At 76.3% G+C, this 18663-nt stretch carries 1 protein-coding gene; it reads right to left on the reverse strand.

From position 1 onward, the window contains the following. Positions 1-18615 carry a non-ribosomal peptide synthase/polyketide synthase gene (locus tag ACOBQU_RS02625; RefSeq protein ID WP_423624225.1) on the reverse strand — a complete coding sequence of 6205 codons (18615 nt, stop codon included), beginning with the start codon at positions 18613-18615 and terminating at the stop codon, positions 1-3. Positions 18616-18663: the final 48 nt, after the last annotated feature.

Genomic DNA, 18663 nt, shown 5'->3' on the forward strand with positions numbered 1-18663 from the left:
TTACCGTTCGTCGTGGTCGCTGTCGTCGCGTGCGGCGGCTTCGAGTTCGCTGAGCACCTGTTCCTCCACCAGGTCCGCCAGGGCGGCGACCGTGCGGTGGACCAGGACGTCGCGGGGCGTGAGGGTCACGCCGAAGGCGTCGTTGGCCCGGGAGGCGATGAGCAGGGCGCGCAGGGAGTCGCCGCCGACGGCGAGGTAGTCGTCCGTCACGCCCACGGGCGTGTGCAGGACCTCCTCCCACAGGGCGGCCAGGACCTCCTCGGTGGGGGTGCGCGGCGCGACGTGGTCGGCGGTCTCCTCCTGTGCCGCCTCGGGTGCGGGCAGCGCGGCCCGGTCGGTCTTGCCGTTCTCGGTGAGCGGGAAGCGGTCGAGGACGGCGTACGCCGAGGGGACCATGGGCCCGGGCAGGCCGCGCGCGGCGAGCGCCCGCAGCTCGGCGGCGGTGGGCGGCTGCGCGTCGGGCGCGGCGAGCACGTGGGCGACCAGGCGCGGAAGGCCCGGCTCGTCCTCGCGCACGCTGACCACCGCGTCCAGGACGGCGGGGTGCCGGGCCAGGGCCGCCTCGACCTCGCCCGCCTCGATGCGGTGTCCGCGCAGTTTGAGCTGGTGGTCGGTGCGGCCGAGGTAGTGCAGTTCGCCGTGGGCGTCGCGGCGCACGAGGTCGCCGGTGCGGTACATGCGGGTACCGGGCGGGCCGAACGGGTCGGCGGTGAAGCGGGCGGCGGTCAGCGCGGGCCGGTTGAGGTAGCCGCGCGCCAACGCGGGTCCGCTGAGCCACAGTTCGCCCGCGACGCCGTGGGGGACGGGTCGCAGCCGTTCGTCCAGGACGTAGGTGCCGGTGCCGGGGAGTCTGCGGCCGATGGGGGGCGCGCCGCCGTCGGGCTCCAGTGGTCCGGACCAGGTGGCGACGACGGTGGCCTCGGTGGGGCCGTAGGAGTTGACGAGGCGGTGGTGCGGCGCCCAGCGGGCGACCAGTTCGGGTCCGCAGGCGTCGGCGCCGACGGTCAGCGTCTTCAGGTCCGGCAGCGTGCCCGGGGTGTCCGGCGGCAGCGTGGCCAGCGCCGCCGGAGGCAGCAAGGTGTGGGTGATGCGCTCGCCGCGCAGTACGTCGGCCAGTTCCGCGCCCAGCAACGGGCCCGGCGCGGGCACCACCAGACTCGCCCCCTGCGGCAACGACATGCACAGCTCAAGGACGGAAGCGTCGAAGCTCGGCGTGGCGAACGCCAACACCCGATCCCCCGAAGCCACTTCGTAATGCGCGGCCTCAGCGGCAGCAAAGCCCGCCACGCCCCGGTGGGTGACCACCACGCCCTTCGGCGTCCCCGTCGACCCCGACGTGTAGATCACGTACGCCGGATCATCCAGCCGCAGCGTGCGCACCCGGTCCGCGTCCGTCGGCCGGTGCTCCGGACCGCCCTCCGACGCCAGCCCCTCGGCGACCTGTTCGGCGTCGAGCGTGGCGACGGGCGCCGCGTCCTGGAGCATGAACGCGACGCGCTCCTGCGGATAGCCCGGGTCGACCGGCACGAACGCCGCTCCCGCCTTGGTGACGGCGAGTTGGGCGAGGACCATCTCGGCCGAGCGGGGCAGAAGCAGTGCCACGAGGTCGCCGGGGCCCACGCCTTGGGCGATCAGCCGGTGCGCGAGACGGTTCGCCCGCACCTCCACCTCCGCGAACGACAACCGCACCCCCGGACCGGTCAGGGCCATCGCCGCAGGCGTGCGATCCACCGCCGCCTCCACCAGCACGGGCAACACCACCGGCAGCACCGGAGCCACCTCAGGCCGCGCAGACCCCCGCAGCAACTCCTCACGCATCTGCGGCGGCAGGACGTCCACCGCGTCCAGGCGTGTCCCGTCCGGTGCCTCGGTCAGGGCGCGCAGGGTGTGCACGAGCTGGGCGGACAGGGACTGGGCGGTGGCCTCGTCGAAGTAGCGGGGGTCGTGGCCGACGACGACGCCGAGGCGGTCGCCCGGCAGGATCACCACGGTCAGCGGGTAGTTGGTGGCCTCGTGGGCGTCGAGGTCGTGCACCCGCACGCCGTGGGCGCCCGCGGTGGCGTCGCCGACCGGGTAGTTCTCGAAGACCAGCAGGCTGTCGAAGAGCGGTGTCCCGGCGGGCAGCCCGCTGACGGCCTGGAGGTCGGTGAGCGGCACGTGGTCGAAGCGGCGGTCCTCCGCCCGCGCGGCCTGTGTCTCGCGCAGCCAGGGGCCGCACGCGGCGTCGCCGTCCACGGTGACCCGCGCGGGCAGCGTGGTGATGAACAGGCCGGTGATGGTGTCGGCGCCCGGCATGTCCGCGGGCCGCCCGGACACCGTCGTGCCGAAGCACACGTCCCGGTCGCCGCTCCAGCGCGAGAGCAGCAGCGCCCAGGCGCCCTGCACCACGGTGTTCAGGGTCAGCCGGTGCCGCCGCGCGAAGTCCGCCAGGCGGTCCGTCTCGGCCTGCTCCAGGTAGCGGGCCTGCCAGGTCCCGGAGCGGGCCGGGGCGCCCTGCGCGGGCCTGCGGTCGTAGGGCAGGGCCGTGGGGGCGGTCAGGTCGGCGAGCGCGCCCGTCCAGTACTCCTGGGCCCGCGTCACGTCGCGGGCGGCAAGCCAGGCGGCGTAGTCCGCGAACGGCCGCCGCTCCGGCAGCCGCGGCTCCTGCCCGCGTGCCAGGGCCTCGTGCGCGGCCACGACGTCCCCGAGGACGTGGAAGACGCTCCACCCGTCGAGGAGGGCGTGGTGGAACGTCCACACCACGCGCACCTGCTCCGGGGCGAGCCGGATGAGGGCGACGCGCAGCAGCGGCACGCGGTCCAGGTCGATGCCGCGGGCCTTGTCGGCGGCGAGCAGGCGCTCCAGCGCGCCGTCCCGCTCGGCGGGCGCGAGGGCGCTCCAGTCGTGCTCGGTGACGGGCACGGTGACGGCGCGCCGCACGGCCTGGAGCGGCACGGGCACCCCGTCCAGGACGACGGCGGTGCGCAGCACGGGGGTGCGGTCGACGACGTGCTGCCAGGCGGCGGCCAGCGGCCGGGTGTCGGGCACGCCGTCCATGACGAACGTGATCTGCTCGACGTACAGGCCCTCGCCGGGCTCGTCCATGCCGTGGACGACCATGCCCGCCTGGGTGGGGGTGAGCGGGTAGAGGTCCACCACGTCGCGGCCGGTGCCCACGACGCGGTCGAGGGCGGCCTGGTCCAGCGGGGCCAGCGGGTAGTCGGACGGGGTGCGGCCCCCGGCGCCCGGTTCGGCGCAGTGCCGCACGATGGCCCGCAGTTCGTCGGCCATCTCGGCGGCGAGCCGGGCGACGGTGTCCCGCCGGTGCACCTCGCGCGAGTACGACCAGGTGAACTCCAGGCGCTTGTCGGTCACGCGCCCGATGACGTCGAGCAGGTGCGGGCGGTCCGCGGCCAGGTCCATGCCGCCCGTGAGGTCCCCGTACGGGGCGTGCAGCAGGCCACCGGTGGCGTGCCCGTCCTGCTGGCCCAGGTAGTTGAAGGAGATCTGCGGCAGCTCCGGCAGCCGCGGCCCCGCCGTGGGGTGCAGGTGGCGGAGGGCGCCGTGGCCGAGGCCGCCGTGGGGTACGGCGCGCAGGTTCTCCTTGACGGACTTCAGCGCGGCGCCCGTGCCGACGTCGCGGGGCACGTCGAGCGCGACGGGGAACACGCTGGTGAACCAGCCGACGGTCCGTGACAGGTCGACGTCGTCGAAGAGGTCCTCGCGGCCGTGTCCCTCCAGGGTCACGGTCACCCGGTCCCGGCCCGTCCAGCGCGCCAGGACCCGGCTCAGGGCGCACAGCAGCACGTCGTTGACGCGGGTGCGGTAGACGTCCGCCACGTCGTGGAGGAGGCCACGGGTCTCCTCGCTGTCGAGGCGCACCGTCACCGACTCCTCGCTGGCGGCGGTGTTCGCCCCGGGCAGGTCGGTCGGCAGGGCGTGGTCGGCGGCCACGGCCAGCCAGTGGTCGAGTTCGCCGTCGAAGCCCCCGGCGGCGGTGTGCGCGGCGAGCCGGTGGGCCCACGCCTGGAACGACGTCGTCTTCGGCCCGAGGTCCGGCGCCCTCCCGGCGCGCAGCGCCCGGTAGGCGGTGTCCAGGTCGTCCAGGATCAGGTGCCAGGACACGGCGTCCACCACCAGGTGGTGCGCGGCGAGCACCAGGACCGGTCGCCGGTCCCCGCCGCGGCGGCACAGCGCGGCCTTGAGCAGCGGGCCGCTGTCCAGGTCGAAGCCCGCGCACAGGTCGTCGACGAGCGCGGCGGGCACCTCGCCCGGCACGTCGCGCACCTCCAGGTGGACGGGCGCGCCCGGCGCGGTGCCGTGCTGGCGGCGGGTCCCGTCGGCGTCCGCCGGGAAGCGCAGGCGCAGCGCGTCGTGGTGGTCGTGCACCGCGGCGAGGGCGGCGCGCAGCGCGGTCTCGTCGGTGTCGGCGGCCAGCTGGTAGGAGACCGCCTGGGTCAGGCGCGCCGGGTCGCCGGTGAGCGTGTCGAACAGCAGGTGCTGGACGGGGGTGAGGGGGGCCTCGTCGACGACGGGGCCCTGTTCGGCCGTGGCCCGCGCGGCGGGCAGGTCCTCCACGGCGGCGGCCAGTTCGGCGACCGTCTGGTGCCGGAACAGGTGCCGTGGTGTCAGGGCGAGCCCGGCGCGGCGGGCCGCGGCGACGATCTGGATGCCGAGGATGGAGTCCCCGCCGAGGGCGAAGTAGTTGTCCTGCGCGCCCACCTCGGGCACGCCGAGCACCTCGGACCAGATGGCGGCGAGCGCCTTCTCCGTGCCGGTGCGCAGCGGGGCGCCGCCGCCGTCGGCCGGGGCGGACCACACCGGTTCGGGCAGCGCCCGCCGGTCGAGCTTGCCGCTGGGGCCGAGCGGCAGCCGCTCCAGTGGCACCACGGCCGCCGGGACCAGGTGGTCGGGGAGGGTGCGGGCGAGGAAGTCGCGCAGGGCCGCGGGGTCCGGCGCGGCGGTGCCGCGGGGCACGGCGTACGCCACCAGGCGGCGGTGTCCGTCGCGCTCCACCACGCGGGCGGCGGCCGCGGCCACGTCCGGGTGTCCGGCCAGGGCCGCCTCCAGCTCGCCCAGTTCGATGCGGATGCCGCGCACCTTCACCTGGTCGTCGGTGCGGCCGAGGTAGTGCAGTTCGCCGTGGGCGTCGCGGCGCACGAGGTCGCCGGTGCGGTACATGCGGGTACCGGGCGGGCCGAACGGGTCGGCGGTGAAGCGGGCGGCGGTCAGCGCGGGCCGGTTGAGGTAGCCGCGCGCCAACGCGGGTCCGCTGAGCCACAGTTCGCCCGCGACGCCGTGGGGGACGGGTCGCAGCCGTTCGTCCAGGACGTAGGTGCCGGTGCCGGGGAGTCTGCGGCCGATGGGGGGCGCGCCGCCGTCGGGCTCCAGTGGTCCGGACCAGGTGGCGACGACGGTGGCCTCGGTGGGGCCGTAGGAGTTGACGAGGCGGTGGTGCGGCGCCCAGCGGGCGACCAGTTCGGGTCCGCAGGCGTCGGCGCCGACGGTCAGCGTCTTCAGGTCCGGCAGCGTGCCCGGGGTGTCCGGCGGCAGCGTGGCCAGCGCCGCCGGAGGCAGCAAGGTGTGGGTGATGCGTTCTGTACGGAGTACGTCGGCCAGTTCCGCGCCCAGCAGCGGGCCCGGCGCGGGCACCACCAGACTCGCCCCCTGCGGCAACGACATGCACAGCTCAAGGACGGAAGCGTCGAAGCTCGGCGTGGCGAACGCCAACACCCGATCCCCTGAGACCACTTCGTAATGCGCGGCCTCAGCGGCAGCAAAGCCCGCCACGCCCCGGTGGGTGACCACCACGCCCTTCGGCGTCCCCGTCGACCCCGACGTGTAGATCACGTACGCCGGATCATCCAGCCGCAGCGTGCGCACCCGGTCCGCGTCCGTCGGCCGGTGCTCCGGACCGCCCTCCGACGCCAGCGCCTCGGCGACCCCGGCGGCGTCAAGCGTCAACGCGGGCTCCGCGTCCCGCAGCATCAGCGCCACCCGCTCCTGCGGATAGCCCGGGTCGACCGGCACGAACGCCGCTCCCGCCTTGGTCACGCCCAGCTGGGCCAGGACCATCTCGACCGAACGCGGAAGCACCAGTGCCACCAGGTCCCCCGGGCCCACGCCCCGGGCGATCAGCCGGTGCGCGAGACGGTTCGCCCGCACCTCCACCTCCGCGAACGACAACCGCACCCCCGGACCGGTCAAGGCCATCGCCGCAGGCGTGCGATCCACCGCCGCCTCCACCAACGCGGGCAACACCACCGGCAGCACCGGAGCCACCTCAGGCCGCGCAGACCCCCGCAGCAACCTCTCGCGCATCTGCGGCGGCAGGACGTCCACCGCGTCCACGCGGGTCTCGTCCGACGCCTCCGCCAGCAGGCTCAGGGTGTGCACGAGCTGGGCCGACAGGGCCCGGGCGGTCGACTCCTCGAAGTGGCCGGGGTCGTAGTCCAGGACGACGGACAGCAGGTCCCCGGGGGCCACCACCACGTTGAGCGGGTAGTTGGTGGGCTGGACGTCGCGCTCCTGCTCGATGGCCAGGCCGTGCCGGGCCAGGGCGCCCTCGTCGAAGGGGTAGTTCTCGAAGACCACGATGCTGTCGAACAGGTTGGTGCCGCCGGGCACCTCGCTCCAGGTCTGGATCTGGGCCAGCGAGACGAAGTCGTGTCTGCGGGACTCCGACTGCGCGGCCTGCAGCTCCCGCAGCCACTCCAGGAGGCCGCGGCCGCCGTCGATCCGCACCCGGGTGGGCAGGGTGTTGATGAACACGCCGACCATCGAGGTCACCCCGGGCAGTTCGGCGGGGCGCCCGGAGACCGTGGTGCCGAACACGACGTCGTCCCCGCCGCCGTACCGCGACAGAAGCAGCGCCCAGGCCCCCTGCACCAGGGTGTTGACGGTGAGCCCGGCCCGCTGGGCCGTCTCGCGCAGCCGCGCCGACACCTCGGCGTCGAGGGTCCCGCCGACGGTGCCCGAGGACGAGGTGCGGTGGGCCTCGGTGGGCCGCCGGTCCCTGGGGAGTTCGGTGGGGGTGTCGAAACCGGCGAGGGTCGCGCGCCAGTGCGCCTCCGCCCGTGCGGTGTCCTGCCGCGACAGCCACTCCAGGTAGTCGCGGAACGGCGCGCGGTCCACGGTCCGCGGGCGGCGCCCCGCGGTCAGCGCCGCGTACCGCTCGCACACCTCGTCGAAGAGCTGGGCGGCGCTCCAGCCGTCGAGCAGGATGTGGTGGAACGTCCACACCATCCGCACCCGGTCCGCCGTCAGCCGGATCAGGGCCAGGCGCATCAGGGGCGCCGCCGCCAGGTCGATCCCGGCGTCCCGGTCCTCGGCGATGAGCCGGTCCGTCTCCCGCGCGCACCGGTCGGCGGGCCAGCCGGTCCAGTCGTGGTGGGTGACCGGCACGGTGGCGTGGTGCCGCACGGCCTGGAGCGGTTCGGGGGTCTCCTGCCACACCAGGTGGGTGCGGAGCATCGCGTTGGCGTCCGCCGTGCGCTGCCAGGCCTCGGCCAGGGCGTGCGGGTCGGTGACGCCGCACAGCACGACCTGGACCTGGTTGACGTAGGTGCGGGCGTCGGGGTCCATGAGGCTGTGGAACAGCATGCCCGCCTGCATCGGCGTCAGCGGGTACAGGTCCGCGACCTCCCGGCCGTCGCCCACGACGCTGTCCAGGGCCACCTGGTCGATACGGGCCAGCGGGAAGTCCGAGGGCGTGCGGCCCCCGGCGTCCGGGCGGCGGCAGTGGGCGACGATCTCGGTGAGCGCCCGCAGCATGCCCTCGGCGAGGCCCGTCACGGTCCGCTCGTGGTGCAGGGTGTGGCTGTAGTGCCAGGTGATCTCCAGCTGCCCGTCCTCGACGCGGGCGATCACGTCGAGGAGGTGCGGGCGCCGCGCGTCGGGCGCGTCGGCGCCGTCGAGTCCGCCGGGCACCCCGCGCACCAGGGCCCCCTCGGGGCCCGCCGACCAGTCGAAGCGGCCCAGGTAGTTGAAGCTGACGGCGGGCGTCGGCGCGTCCCCGAGGCCGTCGGGGTCGAGGCGCGTCAGGGCGCCGTGGCCGATGCCCCGGTCCGGCACGGCCCGCAGCCGCTCCTTGACGGACTTCAGGGCGGTCCCCCAGTCCGCGTCCGGCACGTCCAGGGCGACGGGGTACAGGCTGGTGAACCAGCCGACGGTGCGGGACAGGTCGACGTCGTCGAAGAGCTGGTCCTCGCGGCCGTGCCCCTCCAGGGCCAACGCCACCGTGGAACGCCCGGTCCAGTCGGCGAGGGTGCGCCCCAGCGCGGTCAGCAGGACGTCGTCGACGCGGGTGCGGTAGGCGCCGGGCACCTCGCGCAGCAGCTCGTCGGTGCGCCGTGCGTCCAGGCGTACGGTGACGGCGCGCACGTCGGCCATGGTGGTGCCGTCCGGTGCGGCGTCGGTGTCCAGGGGCAGCGGCGCGGCGCAGTGCCGGGACACCTCCTCCCAGTGGGCGCGCTGGTCGGCGAACCCGCCGGAGGCGGTGTGCGCGCGCAGGCGCCGCGCCCACTCCTGTACGGACGTGGTGCGCGCGGGCAGGCGTACCGGTTCACCGGCACGGGCCTGCCGGTAGGCGGTGTCCAGGTCCTCCAGGAGGACGCGCCAGGACACCCCGTCGACCACCAGGTGGTGGACGGCCAGGAGCAGCCGCGGCCGTGCGCCGGTGAACAGGCGCGCGGTCAGCAGCGGGCCGGTGGCGAGGCGGAACGCGGCGTGCGCCTCGGCGGTGGCCCGGGCCTCGGCGGCTTCGGCGGCCGCCGCGTCCAGGCCGGTCAGGTCGACGACCGCCAGGAGGTCGGGGGCCGCCTCGTCCGGGGCGGGGCAGTGCTGGCGCCAGGTTCCGTCGTCGCCCTGGGTGAACTGGGCGCGCAGGGCGTCGTGGTGGGCCCACAGGGCGGCCAGGGCGCGGCGCAGCGCGTCGGTGTCGACGTCGGTGTCCGTCTCGACGAGCAGGCACTGGTCGAAGAGTTCGGGGCGGCGCGGCCCGGGGTCGAGGAACCAGTGCTGGATCGGCGTGAGCGGGACCTCCCCGGTGACCGGTGCTGTTCCGGCGACGGGTGCCGCCGTGCCGGTGGCGGCGGCGAGGGCCGCGACGGTGGGGTGGCGGAACAGGTCGCGCGGGGTGAGCGCGAGCCCGGCGGCGCGGGCGCGGGACACCGCCTGGATGCTGAGGATGGAGTCACCGCCCAGCATGAAGAAGTGGTCGTCGGCGCCGACGCGGTCCACGCCGAGCAGCTCCGCCCAGATCGCGCACAGGACGCGCTCGGCGTCGGTGCGCGGCGGGCGGTACGCGGTCTCGCCCGCCGCCGACCAGTCGGGCGCGGGCAGCCTGCCCCGGTCCACCTTGCCGTTGGCGGTCAGCGGCAGCTCCGGCACCGTGACGAACGCGGCGGGCACCATGTAGTCGGGCAGTTCGGCGGCCACGTGGGCGCGCAGCTCGGCGGCCGTCGGCGCGGGCTGCCCGGGTGCGGGGACGAGGTGGGCGGCCAGGCGCTTGCGCCCGGCGTGCTCGCACACGGACACCACGGCCTCGGCGACGCCGGGGTGCGCGGTGACGCGGGCCTCGATCTCGGCGGGCTCGACGCGGAAGCCGCGCAGCTTGACCTGGTCGTCGGCGCGCCCCACGAAGTGCAGTTCGCCGTCGCCGCTCCAGCGCACCACGTCACCGGTGCGGTACATGCGGCCGCCGGGCGGGCCGAACGGGTCGGCCACGTAGCGGGCCGCCGTCGCGCCCGCCTGCCGGGCGTAGCCTCGGGCGAGGCCCGCCCCGGCGACGTACAACTCCCCCGGAATGCCCGGTGGTTGGGGCTGGAGGGCGTCGTCGAGGACATACACCCGGGTGTTGTCCAGGGGGCGGCCGATGGGCAGGACCGGGGGCAGCGGGTCACCGGCGGCGAAGGCGCGCCGGGTCGCGAAGGTGGTGGTCTCGGTGGGGCCGTAGCCGTCGACGACGGTCAGGTCGGGGCAGGCGTCGAGGACGCGGCGCACCACGGCGCCCGGCACGGCCTCGCCCCCGGTCCACACCTCCCGGGCGCCGCGCAGGCAGGCGGGGTCCTCCTGGGCGAGGAGCCGGAACAGGCCCGCGGTGAGCCACAGGTGGCGCACGCCGCGCTCGGCGATCGCGTGCCGCACGACGGCGGCGTCGACGTCCCCGGGCGGCGCGAGGACGGCGGTGCCGCCGCGCAGCAGCGGCACCCACAGCTCGTACGTGGAGGCGTCGAAGGCGTGCGGGGAGTGCACCAGGACGCGGTCGTGCCCGGTGAAGGCCCGGTCGGACGCGAGGGCGACGACGTCCCGGTGGCGCACGGCGACGCCCTTGGGGGTGCCGGTGGAGCCGGAGGTGAACATCACGTACTGGACGCTGTCGGGGCGTACGACCGGGGCGTCCGCCGTGCCCGGCGGCACGGCTCCCTCCGGTTCCTGGTCGGGCCGCAGCACGGTGCCTTCGGGCAGCGCGTCGCGCGCCGTCTGCTCCCACGCGGCGTCGGTCAGGAGCAGGCGGGCGCCCACGTCGGTGAGCATGCGCCGCAGCCGCTCGCTGGGGGCGCGGCCGTCGAGGGGGACGTAGACCCCGCCGGTGCGGGCGAGGGCGAGCTGGGTGACGACCAGGGTGGCGGAGCGGTCCATGAGGACGCCGACCGGTGCCTCCGCCGTGGCGCCGTGGGCGGTGAGCAGGGCGGCGAGCCGCGCGGCCCGGGCGTCCAGGTCGCGGTAGCTGAGGCGTTCGTCCCCGGCTTCCAGGGCGATGGCGTCGGGGGTGCGCCGCACCTGCGCGGCCCACAGGTCCGCGACGGTCGCCTCGGGCGTGGCGGCGGCGGTGTCGTTCCACTCCTCGACCACCTGGCGGCGGCGGGCGGGCGTGAGCAGCGGCAGCCGCGCGGGCGGGCGTTCGGGCCCGGTGGCCATGGCGTCGAGGAGCACGGTGAGGTACTCGGCCATGCGGGCGGCGGTGTCGGCGTCGAACAGGGCCGGGTCGTAGCCGAGGCGCAGCCCGAGTTCCGTGCCCGGGTAGGCGACCAGGCTGAGCGGGTAGTTGGTGGTCTCGATGCCGTCGAGGTCGCTCAGGCGCAGGCCGTGGGCGGCGGCGAGGTCGCCGTCGACGGGGTAGTTCTCGTAGACGACGATGCTGTGGAACAGGGCGGCCCGCTCGGGGAGTTCGGTGAGGGCCTTCAGCCGGGTCAGCGGCAGGTGGTCGAAGCGGCGGTCCTCGCTCTGGTCGTGCTGGAGGGCGGCGAGCCAGTCGAGGAGGGTGCCCTCGCGCGGCACGCTGACCCGGGTGGGCAGGGTCGTGATGAACAGGCCGGTCATGGACTCGGCGCCCGGCAGCTCGGGCGGCCGCCCGGAGACCGTGGTGCCGAACACGACGTCCTCGCTGCCCGCCTGGCGGCTCAGGAGCAGTGCCCAGGCGCCCTGGACCAGGGTGTTCAGGGTCAGGCCCGCGGCCTTGGCCCGTTCCTCCAGGGCGCGGGTGGTGGCCTCGGGCACCGTGGCGCGGACGGCCGCGGTGGACTCGGCGTGGTGGGTCTCGCGGGGCTCGCGGTCGAAGGGCAGCGGGGTGGCCCCGGTCAGGCCCGCGAGGCGGTCGCGCCAGTGCCGTTCGGCCCGGTCGGTGTCGCGCTCGCGCAGCCAGGCCACGTAGTCGCGGAAGGGGCGCCGCGCGGGCAGCGCGTCGCTCCCGCCGTCGGCGTGGCTGGCGAACACGTCGGACAGGACCTGGAACAGGCTCCAGCCGTCCAGGATCAGATGGTGGAAGGACCACAGCACACGCACGGCGCTGTCGGAGAGCCGGATGAGCGCCAGGCGCTGGAGCGGGGCGCTCGCCAGGTCGACGCCGCGCTCGCGGTCCCGGTCGAGCAGGTCCCGCAGCCGCGCCTCGCGCGCGTCGTCGGCCAGGCCGCGCCAGTCCAGGTGCGTGACCGGCACGGCCGCGTGCCGCCGCACCACCATCAGCGGTTCGGGCACGTCCTGCCACAGCGCGCAGGCCCGGAGCACCGGGGTTCGGTCCGTGACGCGCTGCCAGGCCGCCGCGAAGGCGGCCGGGTCGGGCACGCCGTCCAAGGTGAAGGACACCTGCTGGAAGTAGACGCTCTGGTTGTCCTGGGACAGGCCGTGGAAGAGCATGCCCGCCTGGGTGGGCGTGAGCGCGTGGACGTCCTCGACCGCGGCCGGGTCGGCGCCCACCACGCGGTCCACGGCGGCCTGGTCGAGCGCGGCCAGCGGGAAGTCCGACGGGGTGCGCCCGCCGGTGCCGGGCCGGGCGGCGTGCCGGGCGATCCCGGCGAGGGCGTCCGCGAACCGGTCGGCCAGGTCGGCGACGGTCGCCTCCCGGTGCAGCCCCTCGGAGTAGAACCAGGTGAACTCCAGGGCGTCGCCGTCCAGGTGGCCCACCACCTCCAGGGGGTGGGGGCGTTCGCCGTGCGGGTCGGCGTCCAGCTCCAGGGGTCGGCACGGGCCGCCGTACAGGCCGTCGGGCGCGTCCGGAAGCCCGAACCGGCCCAGGTAGTTGAAGCTGACCTGCGCGGCGGGCGCCTCGGGCAGCGCCCCCGGCCCGGCCAGATGGCGCAGCGCGTCGTGGCCGATGCCGTGCCGGGGCACCGCGCGCAGCTGCTCCTTGACCTGCTTCAGTACGAGGTCCCAGTCGGCGTCCGGCGCGACGGCGAGCGCCACGGGGTGGCGGGTGGTGAACCAGCCGACGGTCCGGCTCGTGTCGACGTCGGCGAACAGCTCCTCGCGGCCGTGCCCCTCGACGTCCACCAGGACCCGCTCGTGGCCGGTCCACGCGCACAGCACCCGGCCGAGAGCGCTCAGCAGGACGTCGTTGACGCGGGTGCGGTAGGTGTCGGGCAGCGTCCGCAGCAGGACCGCGGTGTCCTCGGGGGTGAGGCGTACGGTCACCGAGCGGGCCGAGGCGTAGGTGTTGGCGCCCGCCCGGTCCGTCGGCAGGCTGGAGTCGGCGCCCGCGAGGGCCCGCGTCCAGTAGGCGGTCTCGTCGTCGAAGCCGCCGTCGGCCGCGTGCGCGGACAGCCGTCGCGCCCAGTGGCGCAGCGGTGCGGACTTCGCGGGCAGGGCGGTCGCCGCGTCGCGGCCCGCGCGGCGGGCGCGGTAGGCCCGGTCGAGGTCTTCGAGCAGGACCCGCCAGGACACCCCGTCGACGACGAGGTGGTGGACGGCCAGGTGCAGCACGGGCCCGCGCCCCGCGCCCCGCTCGTGCAGGACGGCGCGCAGCAGCGGGCCGTGCCGCAGGTCGAAGGGGCCGAGGTGCGGGGTGTCGGTGTCGGGGCCGGTGTGGCGGGCCAGGCGCAGGCGCGGGGCGCGGTCGTCGATGTGCCAGCGGACGCCGCCCTCGGCGGTGGCGTCGGGGACGAAGCGGGAGCGCAGCGCGTCGTGGTGGGCGACGAGGGCGTTGAGGGCGTCCTCCAGGGCGGCGGTGTCGACCGCTTCGGGCAGTTCGGCCGACAGGGTCTGCGCGAAGTGCCCGGCGCGGTCGGCGGCGCTGTCGAACAGCCAGCGCTGGATGGGGGTGAGCGGCGCCGGGCCGGTGGCCGCGACGGGGGCCGGGGCGGCGGGGCGGGTGCCGCGGGCGGCGTCCGCGCAGCGGGCCAGGTCGGCGACCGTCTGGTGCCGGTAGACGTCGCGGGAGGTCACCGTGAGGCCCGCCTGCCGGGCCTGGGCGACGACCTGGATGCTGAGGATGGAGTCGCCGCCGAGCGCGAAGAAGTTGTCGTCCGCGCCGACCCGCTCCACGTGCAGGACGTCCGCCCAGATCCCGGCGAGGATCCGCTCGCTGGGCGTGCGCGGCGGCACGTGCCGGGCGGCGCGGCCGACGGGCCCGGGGTCGGGGAGCCGGTCGCGGTCCAGCTTGCCGTTGGGGTTCAGGGGCAGCGCGGCCAGGGGGACGACGACCGCGGGGACCAGGTAGTCGGGCAGGGTTCGGCCCAGCTCCCGGCGCACCGCCTCCGGTTCGACCTCGGTGCCGGGTGCGGGGACGACATAGCCGACCAGGCGCCGGTGGCCGTCGCTCTCGCGGGCGGCGGCGGCCGCCTGGGCCACGCCGGTGCAGCGCAGCAGCGCCTGCTCCACCTCGCCGAGTTCGATGCGGAAGCCGCGCACCTTGACCTGCTGGTCGGTGCGGCCCACGTACTCCAGCTCGCCCGCCGCGGTCCAGCGCACCAGGTCCCCGGTGCGGTACATGCGGTCCCCCGGCGCGCCGAAGGGGTCGGCGACGAAGCGGGCGGCGGTCAGCGCGGGGCGGCGCAGATAGCCGCGCGCGAGTCCGCCGCCGCCGAGGAACAGCTCGCCCGTCACGCCCGGCGGCTGCGGGCGCAGCAGCCGGTCCAGGACGTAGACGCGGGTGCGGCCCACGGGGCCGCCGATGGGCGGGGCGTGGGCAGGGGCGGCGGCGTCGGCGAACCAGGCGGTGGCGTAGACGGTGGCCTCGGTCGGGCCGTAGATGTTGGCGACCTCGCAGGACGGCATGGCCTGGCGCAGGTCGCGCACGGTCTGTGCGGGCAGCGCCTCCCCGGCCAGGACGAACGTGTCGGCGGACAGGGCCGCGCCGTCGCCGGTGAGCAGCCGCCCGACCACGGACGGCACGCCGCTGACGAGCCCGGCGCGGCGCGGCGACGGGGCGTCGGAGAGCGCCGCCAGGTCCGCGACCACCTCGATGCTCCCGCCCGCCACCAGGGGGCAGATCATCTCGAACACCGACACGTCGAAGTTGAGGGAGGTCGAGGCGATCACATGGGCGAGCCGCTCGGGCCCGAACCGCTCCCCCACCCACGCGGCGAGCGCCGCCACGCTGCGGTGGGTGATCACAACGCCCTTGGGCCGACCGGTCGACCCGGAGGTGTAGATGACGTACGCGGGGTGGTCGGGCCCCAGCGGCACGGCCGGGCCCACGGCTGCGGGCGAGGCGGCCCGATCGGCTGCGGGCGAGGCGGCCTCATCGGCTGCGGGCAGGTCGGCGCCCTCGGCTCCGGGCAGGTCGGCGCCGTCGGCCAGGCAGTCCTCCAGGAGCAGCGGCGCGCAGTCCCCCGGGAGCGCGTCGGCGGTCTCGCGGGCGGCCACGACGAGGGCGGGGGCGGCGTCGGCGAGCATGAAGCGGACGCGCTCGGCGGGGTAGCCGGGGTCCACGGGCAGATAGCCCGCGCCGGACTTCAGGACGCCCCACAGGGCGGGCAGCAGGTCGGCGGAGCGCGGCAGGCACAGCGCCACCAGGGTCTCGGGTCCGGCGCCGCGGGCGCGCAGGTGCCGGGCGATGCGGTCGGCGCGCCGGTTCACCTCCGCGTAGTCCAGGCGCGTGGTGCCGCAGACCACGGCGGTCCGGTCGGGGGTGCGGGCGACCTGCGCCTCGAACAGCACCGGCAGGGTGCGGTCGGCCGGTTCGTGTCCGGCGCGCACGGGCGGGTTCCAGGTGTCGAGGACGGTGCGCAGCTCGTCGTCCGGGAGCAGCGGCAGGTCGGCGAGGGGGCGCTGCGGGCCGTCGGCCATGCCGTCGAGGAGGCGGTTGAGGTGGCGGCCCATGCGGGCGACGATGTCCGCGTCGTACAGATCCGTGTTGTACTCGACGGTCAGTTCGCAGCCGCCGTCCGCGTGTGGCGCGAACTCCAGGACCAGGTCGAAGCGGGCGGCCGGGCGCGGCAGCGGGTGGGGCTCGACGCGCATGCCACCGGCGTGCGAGGGGTGGGCCGGTGCGGTCTGCTGGACCACGAGCGCCTGGACCAGGGGGGTGCGGCTGGGGTCGCGGGGCGGGGCGAGCTCCTCGACGACGCGGTCGAAGGGCACCCCGTCGTGGGCGAAGGCGTCGAGCACGGTCGCGCGCATGCGCTCCACGAACTGGTCGACGGTGAGCGTGTCGTCCACGTCGCCGCGCAGCACCACGGTGTTGGCGAAGAAGCCGGTCACGTCCTCCAGGTCGCTGCGGCCGCGGCCGTTGGTGACGGTGCCGAAGGCCACGTCCCGCTGCCCGGAGTACCGGGAGAACAGCACGGCCGCCGCCCCGGCGAACAGGGTGAACACGGTGGTGCCGCGGCCCGCCGCCAGGTGCCTGAGCCGCGCGACGAGGTCCGGGGCCAGGCGGTGCCGGTGGGCGGCGCCCGCGGTGGTGCGCACCGGGAGCCGGGGCCGGTCGGTGGGCAGGTCGAGCTGCTGCATGCCCGTCAGGTGCCGCTTCCAGTACGCCAGGTCGCTGGCGTCGCCCCCGGGGTCGCGGCCCTCGTGCTCCCACACCGCGAAGTCCGGGTACTGCACGCCGGGCGCGGGCAGTCCGTCCGGGGCGCCGGTCACCTCCGCCTCGTACAGGGCGATCAGGTCGCGGGCGAGCACGCCCACCGACCAGCCGTCGGTGACGATGTGGTGCTGGGCCAGGAGCAGCAGGTGGTCGTCGTCCGCGCGGCGCACCAGCAGCGCCCGCGTCAGCGGTCCCGCCGCCAGGTCGAAGGGGCGGCCCAGCTCCGCGGTGAGCAGGGCCTCGGCGGTCGCGGCGCGCCGCTCGGCGGGCAGATCGGTCACGTCGGCGGTGTCCAGGGGCAGTTCGGCGTGCTGGCTGACGCGCTGGACGCCCTGGCCGTCGACGGTGGCGAACGTGGTGCGCAGGGAGTCGTGCCGGGCGGCGAGCCGGTGCAGGGCGCGGCGCAGCGCGGCGGTGTCCGGGGTGCCGCGCAGGCGCAGGGCGAGGCCGGTGTTGTACTCGGTGCCGCCGTCGGTGAGGTCGTCGAGGAACCACAGCCGCCGTTGCGCGCTGGACAGGGGCAGCGGCCGGTCGCGCGGGGCGGGCGGTATGGGGTCCGCGGGCGCGGCGGCGGCCGGGTCGGCGAGCAGCGGGGCGAGGGCGGCGACGGTCCGGGCAGTGAACAGGTCCCGGACGGACAGGCGCACGCCGAACTCGTCGCGGATCCGGGACAGGACGCGGGCGGCGAGGATGGAGTCGCCGCCGAGGGCGAGGAAGTCGTCGTCGGCGCTGACGCCGTCGGGGCCGCCGGTGCCGAGGACGTGGGCCCAGATGGCGGCGAGGGCCCGCTCCTCGGGGGTGCGCGGCGGTGTGCCGCCCGCGGCGGTCGTGCGGGTGGGGGCGGGCAGGGCGTCCAGGTCGACCTTGTGGTGGGCGGTCATGGGCAGTTCGGCCAGGACGACCACGGCGGCGGGCACCAGGTGGGCGGGCAGGGCGCCGGTGAGCGCGGCGCGCAGCGCGCCGGGGTCAGGGGCGGCGTCGGGGTCGGTGGGCGTGACGTAGCCGACGAGCCGCCGGTGTCCGGGCTCGTCCTCGCGGGCCACGACCACGGCCTCGCGGACGTCGCCGTGGGCGAGCAGCGCCGCCTCGATCTCGCCGGGTTCGATGCGGAAGCCGCGGACCTTGAGCTGCCGGTCGACGCGGCCGAGGAACTCAAGCTCGCCGTCGGCGCTCCAGCGGGCGCGGTCGCCGGTGCGGTAGAGGCGGGCGCCGGGCGGGCCGAAGGGGCTGGCGACGAAGCGCGTCGCGGTGAGGCCGGGGCGGCCGTGGTAGCCGCGGGCCACGCCGTCGCCGCCGACGTACAGCTCGCCCGGGGTGCCGGGCGGCACCGGCCGCAGCGCCTCGTCGAGGACGTGCGCCCGGGTGCCGGGCAGGGGCGTGCCGATGGTGGGGGCGCCGCTGCCCGCGGTGAGCGGTCCGGTCCAGGAGGCGACGACGGTGGCCTCGGTGGGACCGTAGGAGTTGATCATGCGGCGGCCGGGGGCCCAGCGGTCGACGAGGGCGGGCGGGCAGGCCTCGGCGCCCACGATGAGGGTGCGCAGGTGGCGCCCGGTGCCGTCGGGCTCGGGCGGGGGCAGCGTGGCGAGGGCGGCGGGCGGGATCAGGGCGTGGCTGACGCGGTGTTCGTCGAGTACGCGGGCGAGGTCGTCGCCGAGCCAGGGCCCGTCGGGCGGCACGACGAGGGTGGCGCCGGACAGCAGGGAGGAGCACAGCTCCAGGACGGAGGCGTCGAAGCTCGGCGAGGAGAACTGGAGCACGCGGTCGCCGGGTCCGACGGCGTACTGCTCGGCGGCGGCCGCGGCGAAGCCGCCGATGCCGCGGTGGGTGACGGTCACGCCCTTGGGGGTGCCGGTGGATCCGGAGGTGTAGATGACGTACGCGGCGTGGTCGGGGCCGATCCGCGCGGGCGCGGGCGCGGCGGCGGTGCGCGTTGTGTCGTACGCCGTGTCGTCCAGGACGGCGCGGACGTGATCGAGGTCGTCGAGGACCACGGCCGGGGTGGCGTCGGCGAGCATCAGGCCGCGCCGCTCGGCGGGGTAGTCGGGGTCCACGGGCAGGAACGCGGCGCCCGCCCGCGCCACGGCCAGTTCGGCGGCGACGAGTTCCATGGAGCGCGGCAGCACGAGCGCCACCGTCCGGTCGGGGCCCGCGCCGCGGCGGACGAGGTCGGCGGCGAGCCTCCCGGCCCGTGCCGCCAGTTCCCGGAAGGACCAGGTGCGCCTGCCGTCGGTGAGGGCGGGCGCCTCGGGCGTGCGGGCCGCCCAGGCGGCGAACAGTTCGTCGAGCGGTGGGTGCGGCGCCGCGGCGGCTCCGTCGCTTCCCGCGGCCGGGGCGGGGTCGTCGGCCCCCGGTGGAGGGGAGGCGGTGGTGGGCGCGTGCTGCGGGTCCGTCATGGGGATGTCCTTCGGCGGCGGGGCACGGTGCGCGGGCGTGGGTGGGGG

The organism is Streptomyces sp. G45 (genome assembly GCF_049542095.1).
In the GTDB taxonomy this organism is placed as follows: Bacteria; Actinomycetota; Actinomycetes; order Streptomycetales; family Streptomycetaceae; genus Streptomyces.